This window comes from Salisaeta longa DSM 21114, from assembly GCF_000419585.1.
Classification (GTDB): domain Bacteria; phylum Bacteroidota; class Rhodothermia; order Rhodothermales; family Salinibacteraceae; genus Salisaeta; species Salisaeta longa.
Window position 1 is genome coordinate 1581945 of the sequence record NZ_ATTH01000001.1, and the last position, 22468, is coordinate 1604412.

A 22468-nucleotide genomic window follows, 5' to 3' on the forward strand; every position below is an offset into this window, starting at 1 on the left:
GGTATACTGTCAGGTTGATCGTTGAGATAGTGCGTCGATGGCGGTGAGCCAGCGCTTCGGCATTGCCTTTTCACAAATGAACCGTTCGCCAACGTGAATCTGGTTCGTCCAGTCGCGGGCGTCGGTCACCGGCATGACATTGCCAGATGTATCTGCGTCGCAGGCATACCAAAGGCGTTTAGGCATCAGGCGGGTGCCTTCCTCATCGGTTGCAAATGTCTCTTCATCTGCGAGAGCCTCTTGAGGCCGCTCGGCTTCCACTGTGCCCTGATACATGCGCACACCCGGAAGGCATGGTTGGCGCCCAATGAAGAGCGGGCGCTCCGGCTTCCGGAGTGCAGCTTCAATCTGCTCAGCAGCAAGGTGCTGTACATTAAGCGCGACGGTATACACAGCTCCTGCCCAGTATTCGCGGTTACGGATATTGGTAGTAGCCGTATTCCCGCTTCCGCGCTGGTCCAATGTACCCCATGTTGTCCATGCGACACTTCCTCCTTTGCTTTTTGCTTGCAGATGGGGGTGGCCCAGATCTGCAGTCTGATAGTCCACGATCTTTTCGCCAGGCATATCCTCGCGCACGGCATAGGAAAGACCACGCTGTAGACGCTCGTGCTTTTCGGGTTCGCGACGGTCGTACCCCAATGCGTTCGCCAGCATCCCAGTCATCATGGACAGGGCTGGAAACGGTTGAATGAGTCCTTCCTCGCTGACAATCGGCGCGCCAAAACTCATCATGGGTGCGTCAAATCGGAGTATGGAGTAGGTCATGAGGACGTCCCGTTTGTGTAAAAGCGATCGACGTGTGCAGCAATCCAGTCGGCAATTTCGGGCAAGGTCGCCCTTTCAGCAGGCAGCGCATCTGTTTCGGATGTCGTCCCACAGATGCGTTCTTCCTGCGCGCCGTACATATCATCCATGCGTGCGGCGTAGCTGGTGAGTGCCTCGATGCTTGCCTCGGTGACATCGCCCTCGGCAGGTACAGCTTTTTTGAATGCATTAGCCAAGGTGCGTGGCTGTTCGTCGCCACTCTCCACCATTACGAACTCGGCTCTAGCGTACGGGGCCGTTGAACTAAGCTTAGCACCCGGCGAAGCAGTCGTAATGGTATGCAGGAAACGCCGGAGCACCTCTTTGGTGAGGGTGGGATCAGCCTCTTTCCACTCTTCGCGCTTGCATCCTTCCAGATTGCTCACCAACAGCGGCAGATCGACCACCACATAGCTGTAGAAGAGCCCGCTGGTAAGCTGCTTTACGTTGATGTGCGCACTTCCGGCTTCAGTACCGCCGGTTGTTTCGTCTTGTAGATCGTCGACGGCGGTGAAGTAATCGTCTTCACGTTGTTGGGCATGAGTCGTGATGGCATGTGCTACGTGTACGGCTGCATCGCCCTGGGCCATCACGTCACTGGTCACCATACGCCCATGCATGGCCGCGTCGATGCCCATGGCGTTTCCCAGTGCGGCGAGGTTGCTACGCAACTCATCGACAGCGATTGCATCTGCGATAGCATCTCGAGTTTGAGCGACGCTGTCTTCGTTGTAGTCTGCTTCTGCAACGCGGTCGAGCACGGCCTGAGCATCTTTCCGAATCTGACGCACCTCTGGCTGGCCCAGGACAACAAGCTGCGAAAGTTCGGTCTCACCCAGTGGGTCATCCGATTCAAGAACCGGCTGTACGTTGTCTTTAATATCGCCTTTCGACGTATCTCCACTTAATAGAATGTCCGACAGCCCTTGGACTGTAGCCGCCACAAGGCGCTCATCGTATCCTTTTTCGACAAGCGGATCAGCGATCTTCTGGCGGAACGTGCGCCGCGACCGAATGGCCATATCACCCGCCTTACGGATAGCATGCTTGCCTTCGTACTTCCGCCAATGATACTTCAGGCACTGCGAGGAGACACGGGTGCGTGTGGCATTGCCAAACGGAAGGGATTTTGCAAATCCGGCATCGTCACGGTTCAAAAGCGTGCCGGGATAGGACGTGAGCAGGTGAAACTGAAAGAAGTTACTCATCGGTGTTGGGGGGTGTCTTGATTCGAAGTATCAGCGTCTGACGTGTCATCGTCAGGGATGTAGGTAAAGTAGTCCTGCGCAAGTTGAAGCCGTGCGTCGTCGCCTGCGCCCTTATGATCGAAGAGGATGCGACGAATGATATTCCAGTTACCCGTATGACCGCTGCTCTTGAGCTGTCTGGCCGTGCGGCGCAGAATGCCGGGGAGCAGGTCGTCATCGGCTTCCAGTAGGCGCTTGAGTCGGGCCTCAGAGTACCCGGCTTGCTTGAGCGCCTTGCCGAGTGGCGGTTTCTCGGAATGTCCGGCAATGGCTATGCATTGAATGAGCAGTTGCCAGTTGCGCAGGTCGTCTTTGCGGGCGTTGTGCTTGCCAATCGTGCGAAGCAGTCGCCAGAACGCAGCGCCGGTCGTTCCGCGCCGGAGTTCAGCTTGCTCGCCCGATGGCAGTTCAACGTATCGCTCATACAGCTGCGTGGTGTGACTTGTCGGCGTTTCGGTCGTTGGCGTTGGATTCGGTTCCATACGACGTGTCGTACTGTTTGGCATAGGTGAATTCGTGTCTCATGCGACCACTGAAAACAGATTGGGCGTGTGCCTTCCGTTTCCACGGCTGCTTGTTCGGACAGAGCGTCATCGCCTCGTTCATCTGCGTCTGCAGGACATCGACCAGAATTGTCTCCCAGAACGTCTGACGCTCCTCGTCGCTCATGTCAGGCGCTTCGAAGAGCCGGTCAAAGAAACGCTGGTCGATGCGGGCGTGGAGGGCACTGATCTGGCGCTCGTATGCTTTGTCGGGCTCGTTGTAATCTTTCTTCCTGTATGCGCCAATGAAGCCACTGCTGGTGCCTTCATCGACATCTTCACAGAAGAGCCAGCCGAGTGCGTGGGAGAAGATGCTCTCGGCGGTTTCCGCTTTCTGGACACGGCGCTTTGACTCTCTTTCGATCTTATTCCAGCCTCTGCGGCGGTTGGAGAAGGGAATGATGCGCTGTAGGTCGTTCACACGTCCTCCTTGCTCACCTGTTACCGCGCGACAAACGATGTACCCCTTGGTAGCCTCAGCAAAACTGATGGGACGCTCGTATGTGTCGCCAAAAATAATGTCGCGGAGCCGACGATACTCAAAGTCACGGCGACTCGGATTAAGCACTTTATCTTCGCTAATGTTGACTGGTGCCCAGGGATCGCCGGTTTGTCCGTTGATATCGCCGATAACGCGTTCAGCTTCTGTACTTTTCTTCATCCATGCCTCCCCTTTTCGGATTCGCCGTGGGCAATCGATAAACAGCGGATGAAGTCGGGCAAGATCCAGGCTTCCGTTTCCACTCCATGACCGTGTCCAAAGTAAGGGGTGGATCTCTCGTTTGAAGCTGTACTTTTCTTCAATACGATCCACATGTGTATTGAGCACCTTGATGTCGTGCATAATCCAAGGACCCAGTCGAAGGCTTGGGGTCAGCCCAAAGAAGGGTCGACTTCCGTAGCTTCCATTCATACGTACGGTACGTCGTCCACCCGGTGAGTAGAACCCTGTAGTTTGCACGTTCACTAACAGGTAAATCCAGTGCTCATCTGTGGGTGTATGCACCCGGCGCATTTTGAGTGCGTGGCTTTTCGAGAGAACCGGCACATCGTATTCAGTCGGATGAATTTCCTTCCACCCGTCCAGTCTACCCTCGGGCACGGGCGGCTGCATGAATGCGGGCTTGCTGAGATCTTCGGTGTACAGATTCCAGGCCTCGGGCACCGTTAGGGCTGCCAGCGCCTCGCGCCAGCCTGCTTCGGTCTCGGGTAGATCGCGGTTTTCCGTAGCGATGGCGCCAAGCTGTGCCAGAAAGCAATGCCAGGCTTGCTTCTGATGTGCCTGCAGCTTCGCAAACGATTCCACCGCATCAGCTTGCAGCAGCGCATAGATGCGTGGCAAGCTGCACATTTCATGGCCGGTGCTGGTTTCTACGGTAAATATCGGGTTGTCGAGTAGATTCATGTCGAGGATTGTTTTTGAATGCCACAGTTCGTGTAGGTGAATGGGGTATCTGCAAAAGTAAACCCGAAGCCTTTGGGGACAGGGTGCACATGCGTTGCCATTCCGTTTTCAGGGCGCTGGTCTGGCCCAAACAGGTACGGGGACAGTGTCATCTCTTCCACCGTTTGCCCGAATGGTGTTTGCATGGGCGCTGGCAGCGCCACAACAATGTCTTGTTCTCCAAGGCGCGTCGTAAATCGCTCGCCTGAAAAGCCGTTCGCGTCATCGACAAACGGCTTTTCCCAAGACAACTTGGCATTCTTCGCCCCGAGGATTTCCTCGCGTCGGCCCGTGCGCAGGTAGGTGACGTGCGCTTCCCAGCGTGGATCACACTGCTCGATTTGAGATAGAACGTCGGGATGCGTGGCTTCTTCGACGAGTGTGCGGTTATCACGCGGAATAGAGATGGTGTTGCGTTCTTCCAACGCCCGCCAAGTGGCTTCTACGATGCGCAGGTCATCGTACACCGATCCCAGTCCGGGACCCGGGTGGCCTGTCCCGGTTTTAGGGTCAATCGTCTTTGCAATACTTCGTTGTGAGGGTGTAAGCACTACGCACTGCGCCGCTTGATAACCTTCAGGACGCTGGCCTTGGCGGCTGTGCCGGTGCAGACGCCCAATACGCTGCAAGAGCACATCCATCGGACAGAGGTCCGTGATGAGCAGGTCGGCATCGATGTCGAGCGACTGCTCAACCGTCTGCGTGGCCACGGTTATGATACCACCATCGTGAGGGCGCGTAGGCCTATCATCTACCTCGTTTTTTCCGTAGACATGCTCGATCTGTTCGTCTAATAGCTCACGATCGTGCGCGCAGTAGCGGGAATGGTGCGGAGCATGAACAGGACCATTTTCCGTCGGAATGGTAAATACATACTGCGAATCGATCTCGCCGAACACGCGCTGGCACTCGCTCACAGTATTTCGAATGATGAGTACATGGGCTCCATCACTAGCTGCTGCCTCAGCACGGCGGGCAATCGCTTCGGGAGCACGCATTAACGGTACAAGATCTAACGCGACCTGTTTTTCATCGCCTGTAGGAGGTGCAGGTTTTTTCGGATCGATGATAGCCCCGCCATTCACATGGCTTACAAGCGGATAGTGCTGTTTCTTTGCCTCTTTGAATGGAATTGGATCTTCACCAGTAAAGGCCACGCGAGCACGGGATCCGAGCGTCGCCGACATCAGCAGTGCATGCCCGCCCATCTGCTGATGCAGCGTGAGTACGTTATGCAGCAATTCATTCATGTACGTGCTGGAGGCATGCACCTCATCCACCACGAGGAAACTGCGCGTCAGTCCTGCAAGTCTGAGGTGTGCATGTCGTACACGGAGCGTGGTAAGCAGTACTTGATCGATGGTGCCTACGGCAATGGGCGATGCCATATAACGCTTGCTGGATTCTACCGCCCATCCCCGATTATCCACATCCTCATCCCAACGCACCTGCCAGCCAAAACGCGTACCTTCTGTACTGTCTACTTTTAAATAGCCTGGCACGGCCAGATGCACCGGCGGGTGATCAGTGCCAAACATCACGTTGCGCGCATCTTTAACACGCTCATGCAATTGCTTGGCTGCAGCACGCGTAGGAACGGCAAAGTACATGCTGTCGACGAGCCCTTCCTTGAGCAACCGGGCATAGCGCCCAAGCGCAGCCTCTGTCTTGCCAGATCCGGTGGCCGATTCCAAAATAGAGAGCGTACCATCTGTGCTTGTAGGCAGGCATTGAACTTCTTCTTGCACTTCATACGGCTCGTACCCCCCTAAAATGGTGGACAGCGAAGCGTCTACATCAGTGTTCAGCACCAGACCGAGTTCGCTAAAGGCCATAAGTGCCTCCTCGCGTGCGTCTTCAATGGCCGTAGCAGGATCAATGCGTGTCGCATCAAATCCGAAGAAGGTGGTGTCAGAGCCGATCCAGTCGGCCAGGGTAAGCGCGCCGTTGAACAGGTGCTGCACTTCGGTTTGCGTAAAGGGGAGTGCGTCTCCAAACGCTTTCGGATACCATTCGCGTGCCCAGCTTCCAACTTCTGACAATCGGGTCATCGCTTTTGGAGGCCACAGACCTTTCTTCGGCGGTTTTATTTCGACAAGAGATCCGTGGTGGCTCCACGTGGTGCGAAGCCAGCCCATTGTGTCCCACATATCCCCAAACCAGGAATACATATCAGAAAGCTGAAGAGCAGCTTCAATCGTATTCCAATGCTCTTCGGAGTCCAGCATCCCTACCATTGGCGTCACATGATCGCATGTAGGTTGCTTTCCGAAAGCGCGGTTCTGAAACCCCTGATTCATTTTGCCCGCATCATGCAGCGCCGCGAGTGCGCCGAAGCGCTGAATCTGCGTCTCCGTAAGAGCGTCCTGCTTCATCAGATGCGCCATGCGTGTCCCAATCTTGGTGTGCCGAAGCAGCATTTCGAGACAGGCCGCCACTTCGGCAGAATGCGCTACCAGCGGATGCCAGTCCACGACCGGACTCGTTTTGTCCTGGTCGTCTTCGCGCTTCAATTTTGCCCATGGATGCGTAATCATGCGAAAGGGGCGTTTGGAGATGGAGCATCATCGCGAACAGATACATAGCCCTCGGTAATCCATCGCTCGCCGACGTGAATCTGGTTCGTCCAGTCGCGGGCGTCGGTCACGGGGCGCGCGCGGTCATCGGAGGGCGTGCCCGGCCACCAGGCGCGGTAGCGCGTGCGGTCGGCGTCGGCCCAGGCGGGCAAGGGCGCGGCTGCGAGGGCTTCACGGAGCGAACCGGCGGTGGACCGGCCGGCCAAAAGCGGCGCTCCAGGAAGGCACGGCTTGCGGCCGATGAAGAGCGGGCGCGCGGGATGCTGCAGGGCAGCGGCCACGTCCTCAAGCGTGGGCGCTTCGGCGGCCGGATCGAACGTACAGGCGACGGTGTAGCCCGCATCGGCCCAGTAGTCGCGCTCGCGGATGTGCGTGCCGGTGCTCGCCGATCCGCCTTTGCGCTCCTCCATGACGCCGCGGGTGGTCCACGCCACGTTCTTGTAGTTCATGTGGTCGCTGCCCAGGTCCACCGTCTGGTAGTCTTGGATCTGACGCCCGGCGCGGTCTTGCCGTACGCCATAGCGCAGGCGCGCTTGCAGGCGTTCCAGCCGGTCGGTTTCGTGATGCTGCACGCCCAGCGCGTTGGCCAGCAGGCCCGTGAGTAGCGATTGGGCCGGGTACGGCTGGATGACGCCCCGACTGTCCACAATCGGGGCGCCAAAGCTCATGAGCGGGGCGCGCAAGTGAAGCAAGAGGATATCCATTAGGCCGTGCGGATTTGATCGGCGGTCCAGCGAGCGATGTCGGGGACGGTCGTCGTTGCGTCGACCCCTACGGCGTCTGTGAGGCCATCCACCGGTCCCATCGCGGCGAGCCGGCGGTCGGTCTGCAGACCGTACATGCCGTCCATCTCCTTCACGTAGCGGCCGAGGGCCTTGTAGCTGCCCGCCACCACGTCCTGTTGCGGCACCGGGGTGTGGAAGGCGTTGGCCAGCGTACGCGGCTGCGCGGTGCCCACTTCGGCCAAGAGGCATTGCGCGTGGGCATACGGCGCGGTGGAGCCGCGTTTTGCGCCGGGCGACACGGTCGTCAGGATGTGCACGAAGCGCTCCATCACGTCGGCCGCGAGGGCCCGGTCGGCGTCGGTCCAGTCGGCGCGCGGGACGCCCTCGATGTTGGACACCAAAAGCGGGACGTCCACCACCACGTAGCTGTAGAAGAGGCCGCTCGTGAGGTCTTGCGTCTGGATGAGCGCCGAGCCTAGCTCGCCGGTGCCGGTCACGAGTTCGTCGACGGCGGTGAAGTAGTCGCTCTCGCTCTCCTGCGCGTGCGTCGTGAAGGCGTGGGCCACGTGCAGGGCGGCGTCGCCCCGGGCCAGCACGTCGCTTGTCGCCATCCGCCCGAACATAGCCGCATCGAGGCCAGCGGCGTGGGTTAAGGCTTTCAGGTTTTTCTTGAGGTCGCGTTTGCTAATGTCGCGCATCGCGTCGGCGGCCTCCCCGGCGGTATCTTTGTCCAGGTCCAGAGGGGCGTCGTCGGGTTCTTCGGCTTCCCAAAAGATGGGGAAGTCTTCGCGAACGGCGTCGATCTTTTCGGCGGCGAGGCTACGCACGTAACGCACCTCGGGGACGCCCAGCACCACGATCTGATTGGTGTTCAGATCCTCGAGTGCGTCGGCGGGCTTCTCCGGAATGATGAAGTCGCGCGTTGCGGTCTTGGTGGCTTTTTTGTCGGAGAGGAGCCGCTCCTTTAGCGCAAAGGTCACGGCGCGCACCAGCGGGGCCGGGTAGCCGTCGTCGATGAGCGGCTGGGCGACCCGCTTCTGGAACGTGCGACGCGACCGAACAGCCATCTCGGCACCGGCGTCGCGCAGGGCATGCGCGCCGTCGTAGTTGCGCCAGTGGTACTTGAGGCACTGCGAGGAGACGCGGGTGCGCGTGCTCCCGCCAAACGGCAGGGCTTTGGCAAAGCCCGCGTCGTCGCGGTTGAGCAACGTGGCTGGATAGGACGTGAGGGTGTGCAGTTGGATAAACATACGTGGTATGCGTGATGAATGAGGTTGGTACAGGGTGTTCAACGTGTGTTTGTGGAGGGACACACAGCCGTACGTCGGCGCGCGGGAAGACACGCCCGGCAAGCATTCAGTCGTCTTGCTCCTGCGCGTACAGGGCGCGGTAATAGGAGCGTGCAATCGTGAGTCGCACGTCGTTCGCGTGCGGGGCCCCTAGGCTAAAGATGAGGCGGCGCGCGTCGTCCCAGTTGGCGGACTGCTCTTTGCTGGCCAGGTATTGCGCCATGCGGCGCATCAGTGGGGGCAAGGCATCGGCGCCGGCTTCCATGAGGCGTACGAAGCGCATCTCCGACCACCCGGCCGTGGCCAGCGCTTGCCCCAAAGGCACGTTGTAGTCGTGCAAACCGGGTACGTACGCCATGCACAGGGCCAAAAGCCCCCAGCGGCGCTCCCAGTCGTCCTGCGACGCCCAGCCGGGGGCATCAAGCTGATCGGTCTGTTCGAGGAGGCGCCACAGCGCCGGCGTCACCGGTGCCTCGGGATTGACGCGGCGCAGCATGGCAATTTCGCCGGTTGAGAGGAAGCCGGGGTTCGCAAGCAATCCGGCCATGGTCCCAACGGCTTCGCTAGGGGTTTGGGATTTGTTATCTGTCGTAACTTCGGGAGCTGCGGGGTCTGGCATGGGGTTGGGATTGTGGGTGAGAGCAAAACAGCGGGTTGCACCGGCCTATAACTACGTAGCGGGTGCCTCGGTGGTACGGGGCGCAGACGCCTGATTGGGAAAGGCTTTCGGAAGCTGCTCCCGCAGCGTGCCCCAGAAAATGGACTGCGCGGTGCTTCGGGCGCGCCAGTAGCGCGTGGCGGTACGCGGCGTGCGCGTCTCGGCGTCGTGGAACTGCGTCTCGGCCGCGTCGCGGAGGACGCGCTGCCAGTCGGCCGCGGCTTCGTCCGGGTCCATCGCAACCGAGGCCCACAGCTTCGGGAAGAAGGCGTTGTCCACCGCGCGGTCGAACGCCTCCAGCCACGGCTGCACCGCGTCGCCGTCTACGTCGTCGGGGTTGCCGCCATTCAGAAGGGTGCCTACGGCACGGTACAAAACCTTCGACTGCACGGTGCCCGCCTGCTCGATGCGCGCCTGGGCCCGGGCGGCTAGCTGCTCGCGCTCGGTCTTCCGCCCAAACAACGTGGCGACCTTCTTGGGCACAGCCACAATGCGGTGATGCAGCCCCTCCGTTTTGCCCTGCCCGCGCACCAGCGTTTGGGCTACGAGGTACAACAATCCGTCATCGCCGGCACGCACCTCTAGCGCGGGCGGCTTTTGGTAGTCGCCCGAAAGCAAGATCTGATGCAGTTTCTGGTACGTGAAGCCATTGCCGCCCAGCGTGAGGGCCTTCGCCTCGCCTTTGTCGATGGGCGTCCACGGGTCGCCGGTGATGCCGTTGAGGTCGTCGGGCGCGTCGATGCGGGCGGCCTTTGTGCTTGTGCGCCAGCAGGTGAGCGTGCCGTCTTCGTCGGCGGTGAAGCGAATCCGGCGGCAGACCTCAATGAAGTACGGATCGAGCGCCTCCAGCGACAGCGTGCTGTTTTTGGCGCCGTCCCACGGAATCGTCCAGAGCAGCGCCGGACCGTTGAGATCGTAGCGTTCCGCGAGCGAGCCGCGGGCATCGAGCAGCACCTGCACGTCGCGCCGGAAGCGGCGCCCCCATTCCAGAGCTGGCGAGAGCCCCACCAGCGGGCGGTTGCCGAGCCCGCCGTTCATGCGGGCAATGCCGTAGTTGTACCGGCCCGAGTACCCTTCCAGTGTTTGAAGTGTAATCAGCGCATAGATCCAGTGCGCGGGCCGCGGTTGGGTGATGCGGGCAACTTTCAGATCGTGGTTCTTCGAGGCGACGAGGTAGTCGAGGGTGTCGGGCGTAGGCAGGTCGTCTTTGAAGCCGTCGAGGCGCCCCTCGGGCACAGGTGGCTGCAAGAACGCGGGCTGCGCGAGGTCGTCCACTACCAGGTGCCACGCGGCGCCGTTATCGTCGGCGAGGGCAAGAAGGGCCGTGCGCCAGCGCTTCGGAGATGCCGGCACCGGGCCGCCCATGGCGCGGGCCGCGCAGAGGGCTCCCAGCTGCACGAGGAACTGATACCACGGCTGCTGCTGATGCGCCTGTAGGGCCTCGAAGCTGGTGATGGCGGGCGCGTCGGCATCGGCAAGCCGGTGCAGCACGGCGGGCAACGTCAGGGCCTCCACAGCATCATCGGCACTGCGAGCACGGAAAAGCGGATCGTCGAGCAAGCTGTAGGTCATCATGGTAGGCAGGTGTGAGGCGGTATAGTGAGCTGTTTCCCCAACGGCTGCAAGGAAACGTACGAATCGACCGATGCCAGGGTGGACATTCCGTGTCCAGCCCAAGATGTCGTGGTGCAGAAGGACGCTGCTGCACCCAGAAGCGGCGCATGCGTTTTAGAGTATGCACATCGTGCACCTTTCCGCTCATACGAGGGCATACTGATGCGTATCACGGCCACGGTACCGGATGAGCTTGGGGCGGCGGTGAAGGAGCAGACCGACAACGTGTCGGCCTTCGTCGCAGAGGCGCTGCAGGAAAAACTCGACCGGCTGCATCGGCGCGCGGCCCGCGAACGGCTGCTGAAACGGGCCGGGTCGGGTGGCGTCGACGCGTCCTCCGATCATGTGCTGCGCGAAGAGCGTCGGTCCGATGAGCGTATATGACCGCGTTGGGGTGGATACGGGCATGATCTAACTCGCCGTCCAACATCTGCCGGACAAGTCCTCGTGTGTGCTTGGTGGTTTGTGCCATCGTTCCGGAGATTAGCTGAGCAACACGTTTTGGGATGTTGTCCATTCGCTTTCTATCATCGGTCTGTGGTGCGTGTGAGCCCGAAGCGGTCGTAGCGGAAGGCGTGACCGGCGAATTGAAACCGGAATCCGCCGTCGAAGGCCTGTACATCGGTTGCGTCTTCGGTATCGGGCGGGCCGCCGAGTTGCCACTCGCTCACCGACAGCTCGGTAAGTGGTGTCTTTCCAAGGGGGCCCATCATCGCGTCAGGAAGCACGATGCGATGGGTGTTCTGCCCGAGGCGCGTCTTGATCTGGTCAAGCGCGTCCCCGAACAGCTCTTCGCCAAACGGCTGCGACCGGTCGTACGTGGCCAGGTCGTGCAGCATGCGGTCGGCGCTGGCCTTGCCCATGATGTGCTTCTGGTGGGCCGCCCATCGCTCGTCGCCCGCCGTTACGATCGCGCGCAACACCTCGGGATGGGTGGCGTGCTCCACGAGGCGGCGGTTGTCGTGCGGGATGTCCCACGCGCCGCCCGCTTCCAGCACCTGCCACGCAGCTTCCACCATGCGCAGGTCTTGGTAGACGGTGCCCAGGCCGTGCGGACCCTTCAGCGCCTTGCCCTCAGGCGTAAGGGCGGCGGTGAGATCGCGCCCTGCGGGGGTGAGGACGAGGCACCGGGCCGTAGCATATCCGTCGGGCCGCGGGCGGGTGTGGCGGTGCAACCGGCCGATGCGTTGCAAGAGCACATCCATCGGACAGAGGTCGGTGAGCAGCAGGTCCGCGTCGATGTCGAGAGACTGCTCCACGGTCTGCGTAGCAACCACCACGCGGCCGTCGGCCGTAGAGCGCGCGTCTTTGCCGTACACCGCTTCGATGCGCCGGTCGAGCAGGCGGCGGTCGTCGGGGGCAAAGCGCGAGTGGTGCGGGGCGGGCGTGCCGTTGATGCCAAACAGCAATCCTGCATCGTCTGCCTCCGCTTCGAGGGCGCGCTGCACGGCCTTGCAGTCGTCCACCAGGTTGCGGATGATAAGCACGCGGGCGCCCTCGCGGGTGGCCTCCAGCGCTCGGCGGGCAATGGCCTGCGGGTCGTCGGCGATGGGCACAAGCGACGGCTCCACCGTTTTCTGTTGATCGGACGAGGCGGCGTGCGTTGCTTCGGGATGCTGGCGTGCGGCGTCGACGTGCGTCACGAGCGGATAGGCGGTGACGGTGGCGGCGTCCAGCGACGGCGTTTGCCCCGTGCCACCGGTGGCAAGATGCGTGCGGGCCGCGGCGCCCAGGGTGGCCGACATCAAGAGCGCGTGGCCGCCGGCCGACAGGTGCCGGTCGAGCACCCGGTCGGTGACGGCCGTCATGTACACGTCCGAGGCGTGCACCTCGTCGATCACCAGGAAGTGGCGCAGCAGCGCGGCGGCGCGCATGTGGGCGTGGCTGGCCTGCAGGGCCGAAAGCAGCACCTGATCGATGGTGCCCACGGCGATGGGTGCGGCGAGGTAGCGCTTCGACGTTTCGGCCGCCCAGCCGCGATGCTCAATTTCGTCGTCCCAGCGCACCTTAAACCCCGGAAGGCGCGTGCCTTCGGTGTCATCGGCCTTCAGGTAGCCCGGCACGGCCTGCACCACGGGCGGGCGGCGGTCCTCGGGAAAGATGCGCCGCACGGTATCGGTTACGCGTTCATGGAGCTGCGTGGCGGCACTGCGGGTGGGAACGGCAAAGTAGAGCGCATCGACCTGCCCCGCCTGAAAGAGGCGCATGAAGCGCGCAAGGGCGGCCTCCGTCTTGCCCGACCCCGTGTCCGATTCCAGAATCGACAGGCTGCCGCTGTCGTGAATAGGCAGCGCCTGCACCGCCTCCTGCATCGGGTACGGGGTCCATCCCCCCAAGATCGGCCCAAAACCGACGGGCGCGTCCAACGCGCGGCGGGTCTGCTCGGCATCCAGAAACAGCGTGTCGACGGCCCGGTGGGCACAACGGCGGGCGCGCTCCATCGGGCGTTCTTCGGTGGCATAGTCGAAGAAGCGGGTGTCGGAGCCCATCCAGTCCGCCAGCGTCAGGACGCCGTTGAAGGCGTGCTGCAGCACGGGGGCATCGGGAAACGGACGGGCCTCGGTGAACGCCTTCGGAAACCAGCGCTGCGTGGCCGTCGCGAGTTGATGCAGACCGTCGGCAGGATCGCGGGCGTCGGTGGGGGCCCACAGCCGCTTGTCGAACGATTCTACAGGCACGGGCTTGCCGTGATGTCCCCACGTGGCAAGCAGAAAGTGCATCAGGGTCTCCCCCGTTGGATCGGCCGGAAACCATTCGGCCATTTCCACAATCGGCAACGGCTTTAGCCACCGCATGGGCTCCGGTGCGCTGAGGACGTTAACGATGGGCCGCACATGATCGGCCGTGGGCTTTGCATCGTGGGCAATGTTCTGGAAGCCGTGGTTGACTTTGCCGGCGTCGTGCAGCGCGGCAAAGACGCCCAGGCGCGCCACGTGCACGTCCGAAAGGGCCTCCCAGCCGATGAGCCGCGCCAGGCGATCGCGGAGAACCGTGCGGGTGAGCAACGCTTCGGTGGCGGCCGCCACATCCGCCGCGTGGGCAATGAGCGGATGCCATCCGGTGATAGTGCCGGTGGTGCGGTCGTTGTCCTTGTATTTGAGCTTGGCCCAGAACTGGCGGGGGTGGGGGGTACCGTGCATAGCAGGAATGGATTGGAGCAGAGGCGCGATGGAAAGACAACCGGGCGGTGCGAACGTAACGTCTCCGGTAGCATGCGAAATGCTTCCGTTGCTCGCGGCCCGCGGTTGTGGGTGTGACGTGCTTCAACATAGCCGGCGTTCAGCAGCGAGGTGGACATTCGGTGTCCACTTTGCCTGCAATGTAGCCCTCCTCACGGGGCCCACTGCATCCGTTGCACGCCGGCTTCCCGTAGCGTGCGGAGTCCGAGTTGGTCGATGAGCGCCCAAAAGAGGGCCCGCGTCGCCCGCGCGTCGACCGGGGCGGTGTGCAAAGGGCCGCTGGGCGTGATCTGGAAGTGCGTGAGCAGCGTGCCGAGGCGATGGTTGGGCACCGGCAGGTTGGCCCGGCGGGCCAGCGCGAGCGTGTCGAGGCCCCAAAGCTGCGGGCCGCGCTGCCCGAGACGATCGGCTTCGCGCGCCACAAACCGCACATCAAAGGCCAGATGATGGCCCACCACCACGTGTTCACTGAGCGCGGCGAACAGCGCGTCAAGGTGACGGGCCAGCGCGGCATCGTAGCCGGATGCGGAGGGATCGGCCGTCCCGTGCAGCACCAATCCGCGATGATCCACCAGTGCCGTCTCGGTGATGCGCGCGCCGCGGTCGGGGCGCAAGCCGGTGGTCTCGATATCAAAGAAACGCAGCGGTGCAACCGATATCGGACCGTCGGCCCACGGGCTGTGCATGCGCATGCCATCGCTCCGGTGCAACGCCGGAGGCTACACGTCGTCCAGCAGCTTCCGGGCGTCTTCCTTGTGCCGCGGATCATCCGGGTCCTTCACGGGCATCTGAAGGGCTATATTGAGGTGCTTGCGCGCCGGGTCTTCCTCGTCCATTTTCATGTACGTGCGCGCAAGCTCCACGTGATGAATAATTTTGTCTTCGAGGCGGATGGCCGTTTTGAAGTCGCGAACGGCTTGTTCAAACGATGCCTCGGGCAGGCCGCCGTACACGGTGCGCACAATAGCCCGCGAGAAAAAGCCGAGGTCCGCCACCTCACGGTTCCAGCGGGCGCGCACGTGGTACGCAGGGGCCAGGGTCGAATCGAGCGCGATGGCCCGATCCACGTGGGTCTTCACCGCGCGCGACCGGCGGATGCGCTCGCCCGTTCCGGCATTCAGCGCCACGCGCCCCTGCGCAATCGCCAGGGCCAAGTGCGCATGCGCGTTCGATGAGTCGGCCGCAAGGGCTTGCTGTGCGGTCTCTAGCGCCTTGGCATACTGCTGCGCCTGTGCATCGCCCGACCGTTGCTCGCCAATGTCGACTTCGGTGAGGGCCTCCCGCCACAGCAGCGCCACCGCCGGGGGCCGTCCGGTCTGGGCCGTGTTAATGGTTTCGAGCGCTTCTTGGAACGCCCCGGCCTGCCGCAGGCTGTCGATGGTGCTTAGCGGAAGCGCTTGCGCGTGTGCGGCACCCACGCACGCGATGCTTAAAACGAAAGAGAGCAAGAGACGTCGCATATGCGGCCAGCAATCGATTGTGGAAGGCGGTGAAGGCCCGGCAGGGAAAAGGTTCGGGCGGCCTAGCAGCTACGCGGCGCGGTTCATGTTGGGCGGCGGCGTGGGCGAGGGAAGCGCGGGCGACGCGAGCACGTCATGATCCAGCAGATCGCTCACGCAGCAGTGCCAGCGCCCGGCGCTTCGTTTGAGCTGTAGCGGAACGCGCCGGTCGTTCTGCAGCCGCAACATAAAGTTGACATCGTCCAGTCCGCCCCACCACCGGGTGCTTTCGACCCGGTCGAGCGCCACGCATTCACGATACCGCCCGCGCCACGTCCACCCGGTAATGATGATGCGATCGGAGTAGAGGTAGGCGCGCCCCCAAAACAACGACTGATTGGGTACATCGCACGGCGACACGAGCAACGGTTCATCGGATACGACGCGCTGCATATGCACGGATGAGTCGTTAGAAGATTGTCCCCCGGAACCTGCCAGAAAGTACAGGTCCTACGTGTTGGTGTCAAGTTTCTGCGAGAAGTATTCCATAACCGCCGCCCCAAGCGTTAAGAAATCATCAAGGCGTCGGGTGTAGACTGCTGTCGGACGGAGTCTCGGGGGCGTGCAGCGTGAGGTCGTTGCGGATTTGAAAGCGGAACGTGGGCGTGTCGATACCGGCTGCGCGCAGGGCTGGCGTGAGCATCTGCTGCACGGCCTGTGCGGTGTTAATGCGCGGCTGCGTGGCTTGCTGAAGGTGCCGGCGGGCTTGCTTTTCGAAGGCCGGCTGCAGCGTACGCAGCGCGCGTGCCTTCACCGAGTCGGTTGCGGCGGTCGAAGCGAGCTGCATCCAGCCCGTGGCGGTGGTGCGCATCTTCATCTGCCCCAGGTGCGGCTCAACCGCATGCACCGTAAGCGGCGGCAGCTCCACCACGATGCGGCCGTCGGGTGCCACATCGATCATGTCGGCCGAGAGCTGTTGCACGTTGAAGCCGTACGACACCGTGCCCGGCACGCGCACCGTCGCCTGCGTGGTGCCCTGATCCCAGTCGAAGCTTGGGGCCCAGGCGCGCACCGCGTTGAAGAACCACGGCGCGACGCTCGCGGTGCGCTGCACGGTCTGCTCCACCGTAATGTCGAGCTGCCCCGTCACCAAAAACGACGCGGGCGTCTCCTCCTGAAGCGTTGTAATCACAGTGCGCTCCACCGTCGCGGCCCCGGGCGGCACCTGCCACACCGCCACGGCAACGGCCACAAGCAGCCCCACCACCACACCGCCCCAGGCCGCAATCTTCTGACGGGCCGTCCACGGCGAGCGGCCGGTAGCGTCGTTGGTAGAAGGAGACGCAGAATCACTCATGGGCGGGGGGCTGTCTGAATCGTGGTACGCGGGACGCATACGGACCGCCGGTGCAATCGCTCCCCACGGACTCCGTACGGCCCGGCTACCAGCCCAGCAGCGCCAGCGCCCCCACCGCCGCCGCCAGTCCCCAGCGGTTGAAGCGCGTTAGGCGCTCGCCCCACGTCCACACGCCCAGCAGGGTGGCGCCCAGCACAATGGCAATGTTGTTGACCGGAAAGACGAGCGTGCCGGGCAGCCGGTTTAGCGCGGCAAGCAGAAACTCCAGCGATCCATAGTTGATGATGCCGAGCAGCACGCCCCAGCCCAGCGCGCGCCGCGTGGGCCAGCGGCCGTGCCGCCAGCCGCGCCACGCCACAATGGCGAGTCCCACCAGAAAGGCCACGCCAAAGGAAAGCAGCAGAAAGAGGGTGCGGCTGTTGTGCGCGCCGAACCATTCCTCGAACGCCTTCATGGAGATGTCGACCGCCCCGCCCAGCAGAAAGGTGAACAGCAGCACGAGCGAGACGCGCGCGGCCGACGCGTCGGGCCCTTCGTCTTGGGGCCGGTGCGACAGCAAGAAGAACGCGCCGCTTGCAATGACCATCCCCACGAGTTGCGCGGGCGACGGGGGTTCGTGCCAGACGAGCCACGAGGCCACAAACGGCAGCACCACCGACACGCGCATGACGCCCACCGCCAGCGAGAGCCCCGCGACGTCCGTAGCCCACGAGAGCATGAAGAAGCCGCCGATGAGGAGCGCGCCCGTCGCCAGGCTCATGGCCACCAGCGCCGGCGACCACGTGAGCGCCCCGGCCGACGCCCCGCCGCCGCTCAACAGCACGAGCGCTACCCCCACCGCCGCCCCGTAGTTGATGGCTACCAGGGCCACACGATCGACGCGGCCACCGGTGTGCTTAAACACCACACCGATGGCAATGCTACAGAAAATTGCAGCCGCAAGATAGGCCATGAACCCACAGGTCGCTTCCGGATATTGGGTGCTGCGGTACGGAAGATCCGGAGCCTAGATGTGCGGTTGGACGAAAATTCGTGCAGACGGGTGCGTTAGGGCATTTGCCGCCGGGCACGGTCGTGCGCCCAATCGTTAAGCGACCAGTCGTACGGGCGATATGTCACGGTGTAGCGCGCCTTGCGAAGCGCGGCGCGCCGCGGACCGCGCATGTACGGCGCAAGAAAGCGCTGCACGGCCGCCGGTGATCCGCCAAAGTCTTCTTGAAACCACAGAAAGAGTTTTGAAAGCTGGAGCGTATCGCTAACGGACGGCCGCGGGATGCGGTTTTTGGTGGAATCGCGCAGAAAACGCTGTGCTTGCGCCGCCAGCTGTGCGTCGAGGCGCGCAGCCGTGTAGGCCCTGCGCCGCAGCGGCGGACAACTCATCGCGGCGCATACCAGCGCAAAGTGGATGCGTGGTTCGCTGAATCGCGTACGGATGATGCCGTGCTCAATCTCGTTGAGCGACCGCGGCGCGCCCGCCACGCGGCCTACCGTGCGCTCAAACGGTCCATGCGTCCTCCCCGCGGTATTAGATGGCGGAAGGTCGCGCAAGCTCGTAATCGGGTAATGCCGGAGCACCAAGCGCAAGGTGAGCGCATTGTACGCGTTGATCCAAAAGGCCAGTTGCTGCGCGCGGCTCATGTGAGACGTATCGGCGCGAGCCAAAACCTGCAGATAGGGCGCGAGCGTCGTTTGCTGCACCTGTCGAAGCCCGGCGTAGTCCACACGGCCGCTGCTGTCCACATACGCCTGCAAGAGCCGGGTAAACGGAGCATGGTCTATAGTTGTCGCCGGGCGACCGACCGCCGGCGCCGGCTGACCGAAGGCACCGCCGCTGCTCGTCCATCCGAAAAGCAACATCATCAGGATAGCATACAGCGCATCAGCGCTTTCCGGCACCCCGTGGTTGATTTGCTGCATTATGCAGGTTGGATCGCATTCAGTTGCAAACGTCCAGGGGTTCTGTCACGCCGCGGCATGCGCACGCACGCCTTTCCTGGCAGATACGACCTTCTGTGCACGCCCCGCATCCATCGTTACATCAGCGCCTCACGGTGGGGTAGGCGCCTACGCCTGGGCAGCGTTGTACTCCGGCGCCAGCAGCCCATAGCTCTCCTTGTCCCAGTATGCACCGTCGCGGTAGAGGTAATCGCGGGCCGTGCCTTCTTTTGTGAAGCCCATGCCCTCCACCAGGTCGCGCCAGGCCGTGTTGTACTCAAACGTCTCCGCCCGCACGCGGTGCAGGTTCAGGCGATCGAAGCACACATCCAAGAGCAAGCCCATCGACTCGCGTCCGTACCCTTCGCCCCAGTACGAGCGATTGCCAATGGTAAGGCCCACCAGGGCGTGCGCGTGGTGCGGGTTGATACGCCCAATGTATGCAACGCCCACCAGCTTATCGCCCACGTGGACTTCAAAGTCGCGGTGGCCGGGCGAGGGGGCGTCGCACATCTGTTCGAAGCGCTTTTTGAACGCCCCAAAGCTCTCTTCCTCGTACGGAATCTCGCTGTCCAGGCGGTTGAGCTCCGGGTCGTTATTCCAGCGGAAGTGGGTGTAGATGTTTTCGCGTTGCAGCGGCTCAAAGTGTACGCGGCGGCCACGAATGGGCAGCAGTTGCGACACCGAGGGGAGTACTTGGATTTCCATAAGCGTTTCGGAAGCGCTTCCGAACGTAGATGAGGAAGAAAACGAGGGCGAGGGGGATGAGCCCCGTGGGTGCACGTGCTTCTCTGGAATGCAAGATGCCGAAGAATCGTTTCGCCTTCGCAGGACGTCCGACGCATGCGCCAGACGCACGAACGCGCAACCCGGCATGCAGCTCGCACTACTGCATCTTACAACAAATGGCATGCCGCGTATCATCTATTGGCGCACCTGCGTGGCAAGTCATTGAACGCGGCGGCGCTCGTTGCGCTTTGCCCGATCTGGCGTGGGATCGCTCCTTCGTTTTTGCACAAACAGCATATTTTGGAAGCGCTTCTATCGTAATACACGCATTACACAAAAGCCCTTCCACGCCGTAGAAGCCCACTGTGCCCCTTGCGAAAGTACACATCGGCACCTACTTTCCGAAGCGCTTTCAAGGCCATGGCTTCGGAAGATCGTGTACCCACTGCGGATCAACAACAGACGCTCAATGAGATATCTGGGATGGATTTGGATCGCGCTTGCATGGGCCCTGCCGGTGCATGCACAAACAACGCCGGGGGCGTACGTGTCGCACCGGGCCACGCCGCACGGGGCAACGATCACGGCCGAACACGCGACGGCCCGCGTCACCTTCTACCGCCCCGCCGTGGTGCGCATCGACTGGCTGCCCCGTGGGGCCACCGCGCCGGATAGCTCGTTTACCGTGGTGGCTACGCCCGAACCGGTGGCCGTGCGCAGCCACGCCACCGCCACGGCCCTCTACCTGCGCAGCCCGCGCGCTACCGTCACCGTTACGAAAGACCCGGTGCGCATTCACGTGGCCCGCGACGGGGCGCCCGTCCTGCAGGCCGCCCCCGACAGCAGCGTCGTCTTTGCCGACACCACCGTGAGCGTTCGCTTTGCGCTCGATCCCACCACGCACGTGTACGGCTCCGGCGAGCGCGGCCATCAGTTCGACCTGCGCGGCACGGCCTTTCGGCTCTACAACACGCAGCAGTACGGCTACCAGACCGCCCCGAAGGTCATGAAGGTGAACGTGCCGTTCTTTCCCACCTCGGGTGGCTACGCGGCCTTCATCGACAACACCTATCCGGGGTACCTGGACGTCGGCGTGGCCGACACTACCGCCTGGCGCTACGCGGCCTACGAGCCGGAGGGCACCCTCACGTATTATGTCATCGCCGCCCGCGCCATCCCCGAGCAATTGCGCCACTATACGTGGCTCACCGGCCGCCAACCCATGCCGCCCAAATGGGGCCTGGGCTACATTCAGTCGCGCTACGGCTACCAAAACGCAGCCCACGCCCGCGGTGTCGTCGATACGCTGCGCACCAAAGGCTTTCCCGTCGACGGCCTCGTCCTCGACCTGTACTGGTTTGAGCACATGGGCGATTTGGCGTGGAACCGCGAGCGCTTCCCGCAGCCCTTCGACATGATGCGCGACCTGAAGGCACGCGGCGTGCAAACGATTGCCATCACGGAGCCCTTCGTGGTGGAGCAGGCCCGCCTGTTCGATCCGCTTACCGATCGGGGCTGGGCGGGCGCCGGGCCGTCGGGCGAGCCGCTCATCATGGAGGACTGGTGGTCGTGCGCCACCGATGTGTGCCGCACGGCGCTCGTCGACCTCACCGATCCGGCCGCCCAGCAGTGGTGGTGGTCGCAGTACCCGGAGTTTATGGGCGATGCCATGGCCGGCTTGTGGACGGACCTGGGCGAACCGGAGCGCCACCCGCGCGCCATGACACACCACCTGGGCTCGGCGGAAAAGGTGCACAACATCTACAACTTTTTGTGGGCGCAAACGCTCTACGAAAACTTCCGCTCCTGGCGGCCCAACCAGCGCATGTTCAACCTTACGCGCAGCGGATTCGCTGGCATTCAGCGCTACGGCACGTTTCTGTGGTCGGGGGATGTGGGGCGGAGCTTTTCGGCGTTTCAGCCGCAAACCGCCTTCATGCTCAACATGGGCCTTTCCGGCCTGAGCTACTACAGCTCCGACCTGGGCGGCTTTACCGGCGGCACCACCACCCCCGAGTTGTACGCACGGTGGCTGCAATACGGCGCGTTTACGCCCACCATGCGCGCCCACGGCGTTGAGCCGCAGCCCACCGAGCCGTGGGGCTACGGGCCACAGGTGGAGGCCATCGTGCGCGACTACGTGCGGCTGCGGTATCGCCTGATGCCGTACCTCTACTCCACTGCCTGGCAGAACCACACCACCGGCCTGCCCATCGTGCGGCCGCTCTTTTTCCTCGATCCCAGCGACCCGCACCTGCAGGGCTACGATGAGGCGTTTCTCTTCGGCGATGCCTTCCTCGTTGCGCCCGTGCAGCACGAGGGCCAGCGCGCCAAGACGGTGTACCTGCCGAAGGGAACGTGGGTGCACTACTGGACGGAAGCCGTGGTGGCCGGTGGCGACTCCGTGACGGTCGACGCGCCGCTTGCGCGCCTACCGCTCTTTGTACGCGCCGGCCGCATCGTCCCCACGCGCCCGGTGCGCCTGCATACCGGCGCGCAGCCCGCCGACAGCCTCGGCCTGCAGGTGTATCCGCACGCCACGTCGCCCGCGGCCTTTACGCTGTACGAGGACGACGGCCGCTCGCAAGCCTACGCCAGCGGGGCGTACGCCCTTACCCGCATCGAGCAGTCGATGGCCGGCGATGCGCTTCGCCTGACGGTGCACCCGGCGCAAGGAACCTACGACGGGCTGCCGGCCGAGCGCACGCTCACCGCTGCCATTCACCGGATGGCAACCGCCCCGACGGCCGTGCACGTGAACGGAACGGCTGTGCCGCTTCGCTCCTCGCGGGCGGCGATGGCGCAGCGCGGCGGCGCCTTTTACGACGCCGACCGCCGCATCTTGCACGTGCGATGGACCGGACGGACCGATTCGGCGCAACGTCTCGTTGCACGCGGCGTGTCGCTTATTTCTGTCACTCCATAAG

19 protein-coding genes are annotated in these 22468 nt (G+C 62.8%); 2 read left to right on the forward strand and 17 right to left on the reverse strand.

Features of this window, described 5'->3' with window-relative positions:
• Window positions 1-9: 9 nt before the first annotated feature.
• The 9 genes from cas5e (SALLO_RS15695) to casA form a co-directional block, all read right to left on the reverse strand.
• On the reverse strand, window positions 10-768 hold the full coding sequence (gene cas5e, locus SALLO_RS15695) for a type I-E CRISPR-associated protein Cas5/CasD (protein WP_022835506.1): 759 nt from the start codon (window positions 766-768) through the stop codon (window positions 10-12).
• Window positions 765-2015 carry a type I-E CRISPR-associated protein Cas7/Cse4/CasC gene (gene cas7e / locus SALLO_RS15700; protein WP_022835507.1) on the reverse strand — a complete coding sequence of 417 codons (1251 nt, stop codon included), beginning with the start codon at window positions 2013-2015 and terminating at the stop codon, window positions 765-767. The genes cas5e (SALLO_RS15695) and cas7e (SALLO_RS15700) overlap by 4 nt, the downstream gene beginning before the upstream one ends.
• Window positions 2012-2536 (reverse strand): type I-E CRISPR-associated protein Cse2/CasB, encoded by a 525-nt coding sequence (gene casB / locus SALLO_RS0106530; RefSeq protein ID WP_022835508.1) that lies wholly within the window; start codon window positions 2534-2536, stop codon window positions 2012-2014. The genes cas7e (SALLO_RS15700) and casB (SALLO_RS0106530) overlap by 4 nt, the downstream gene beginning before the upstream one ends.
• Window positions 2475-4001: a hypothetical protein gene (locus SALLO_RS17720; RefSeq protein ID WP_022835509.1), complete on the reverse strand. Its 1527-nt coding sequence runs from the start codon at window positions 3999-4001 to the stop codon at window positions 2475-2477. The genes casB (SALLO_RS0106530) and SALLO_RS17720 overlap by 62 nt, the downstream gene beginning before the upstream one ends.
• Window positions 3998-6577, reverse strand: a complete 2580-nt coding sequence (cas3, locus tag SALLO_RS0106540) for a CRISPR-associated helicase Cas3' (RefSeq protein ID WP_022835510.1) — start codon at window positions 6575-6577, stop codon at window positions 3998-4000. The genes SALLO_RS17720 and cas3 overlap by 4 nt, the downstream gene beginning before the upstream one ends.
• Window positions 6574-7320: a type I-E CRISPR-associated protein Cas5/CasD gene (gene cas5e / locus SALLO_RS0106545; RefSeq protein ID WP_028566987.1), complete on the reverse strand. Its 747-nt coding sequence runs from the start codon at window positions 7318-7320 to the stop codon at window positions 6574-6576. Before cas5e (SALLO_RS0106545) ends, cas3 begins: the two co-directional genes overlap by 4 nt.
• Entirely contained in the window at window positions 7320-8591 is a 1272-nt protein-coding gene (gene cas7e / locus SALLO_RS0106550) for a type I-E CRISPR-associated protein Cas7/Cse4/CasC (RefSeq protein ID WP_022835512.1), read from the reverse strand. The genes cas5e (SALLO_RS0106545) and cas7e (SALLO_RS0106550) overlap by 1 nt, the downstream gene beginning before the upstream one ends.
• Window positions 8592-8697: 106 nt before the next feature.
• Window positions 8698-9177 carry a type I-E CRISPR-associated protein Cse2/CasB gene (gene casB / locus SALLO_RS0106555; protein ID WP_022835513.1) on the reverse strand — a complete coding sequence of 160 codons (480 nt, stop codon included), beginning with the start codon at window positions 9175-9177 and terminating at the stop codon, window positions 8698-8700.
• A 123-nt stretch (window positions 9178-9300) separates the two neighbouring features.
• Window positions 9301-10863, reverse strand: coding sequence for a type I-E CRISPR-associated protein Cse1/CasA (gene casA / locus SALLO_RS15710; protein WP_022835514.1), 1563 nt, complete (start codon window positions 10861-10863; stop codon window positions 9301-9303).
• A 201-nt stretch (window positions 10864-11064) separates the two neighbouring features.
• On the opposite strand from casA, the gene SALLO_RS0106565 reads away from it, so the two are divergent.
• A complete protein-coding gene (locus SALLO_RS0106565) occupies window positions 11065-11286 on the forward strand; it encodes a hypothetical protein (RefSeq protein ID WP_022835515.1) in 222 nt (73 codons plus the stop codon).
• A 143-nt stretch (window positions 11287-11429) separates the two neighbouring features.
• Here the strand turns inward: SALLO_RS0106565 and SALLO_RS15715 are convergent, their stop codons facing one another.
• The 8 genes from SALLO_RS15715 to SALLO_RS15730 form a co-directional block, all read right to left on the reverse strand.
• Complete coding sequence (locus SALLO_RS15715; protein WP_022835516.1) at window positions 11430-14042, reverse strand: CRISPR-associated helicase/endonuclease Cas3; 2613 nt, start codon at window positions 14040-14042, stop codon at window positions 11430-11432.
• Between the two features lie 191 nt (window positions 14043-14233).
• A complete protein-coding gene (locus tag SALLO_RS0106575) occupies window positions 14234-14773 on the reverse strand; it encodes a 3'-5' exonuclease (RefSeq protein ID WP_022835517.1) in 540 nt (179 codons plus the stop codon).
• A 27-nt stretch (window positions 14774-14800) separates the two neighbouring features.
• Entirely contained in the window at window positions 14801-15541 is a 741-nt protein-coding gene (locus SALLO_RS0106580; protein ID WP_022835518.1) for a tetratricopeptide repeat protein, read from the reverse strand.
• A 69-nt stretch (window positions 15542-15610) separates the two neighbouring features.
• The gene (locus SALLO_RS0106585) at window positions 15611-15973 is read right to left on the reverse strand and encodes a hypothetical protein (RefSeq protein WP_022835519.1); all 363 of its coding nucleotides are present in this window, start codon (window positions 15971-15973) and stop codon (window positions 15611-15613) included.
• 124 nt (window positions 15974-16097) lie between these two features.
• Window positions 16098-16877 carry a DUF4230 domain-containing protein gene (locus SALLO_RS15720; RefSeq protein ID WP_022835520.1) on the reverse strand — a complete coding sequence of 260 codons (780 nt, stop codon included), beginning with the start codon at window positions 16875-16877 and terminating at the stop codon, window positions 16098-16100.
• An 85-nt stretch (window positions 16878-16962) separates the two neighbouring features.
• Window positions 16963-17829 carry a membrane protein gene (locus SALLO_RS0106595; protein WP_022835521.1) on the reverse strand — a complete coding sequence of 289 codons (867 nt, stop codon included), beginning with the start codon at window positions 17827-17829 and terminating at the stop codon, window positions 16963-16965.
• A 95-nt stretch (window positions 17830-17924) separates the two neighbouring features.
• Entirely contained in the window at window positions 17925-18794 is an 870-nt protein-coding gene (locus tag SALLO_RS15725) for a DUF547 domain-containing protein (protein WP_022835522.1), read from the reverse strand.
• 147 nt (window positions 18795-18941) lie between these two features.
• On the reverse strand, window positions 18942-19520 hold the full coding sequence (locus tag SALLO_RS15730) for a GNAT family N-acetyltransferase (protein WP_022835523.1): 579 nt from the start codon (window positions 19518-19520) through the stop codon (window positions 18942-18944).
• A gap of 490 nt (window positions 19521-20010) precedes the next feature.
• On the opposite strand from SALLO_RS15730, the gene SALLO_RS15735 reads away from it, so the two are divergent.
• Entirely contained in the window at window positions 20011-22467 is a 2457-nt protein-coding gene (locus SALLO_RS15735) for a glycoside hydrolase family 31 protein (RefSeq protein ID WP_022835524.1), read from the forward strand.
• The last annotated feature ends 1 nt before the right edge of the window (window position 22468 follow it).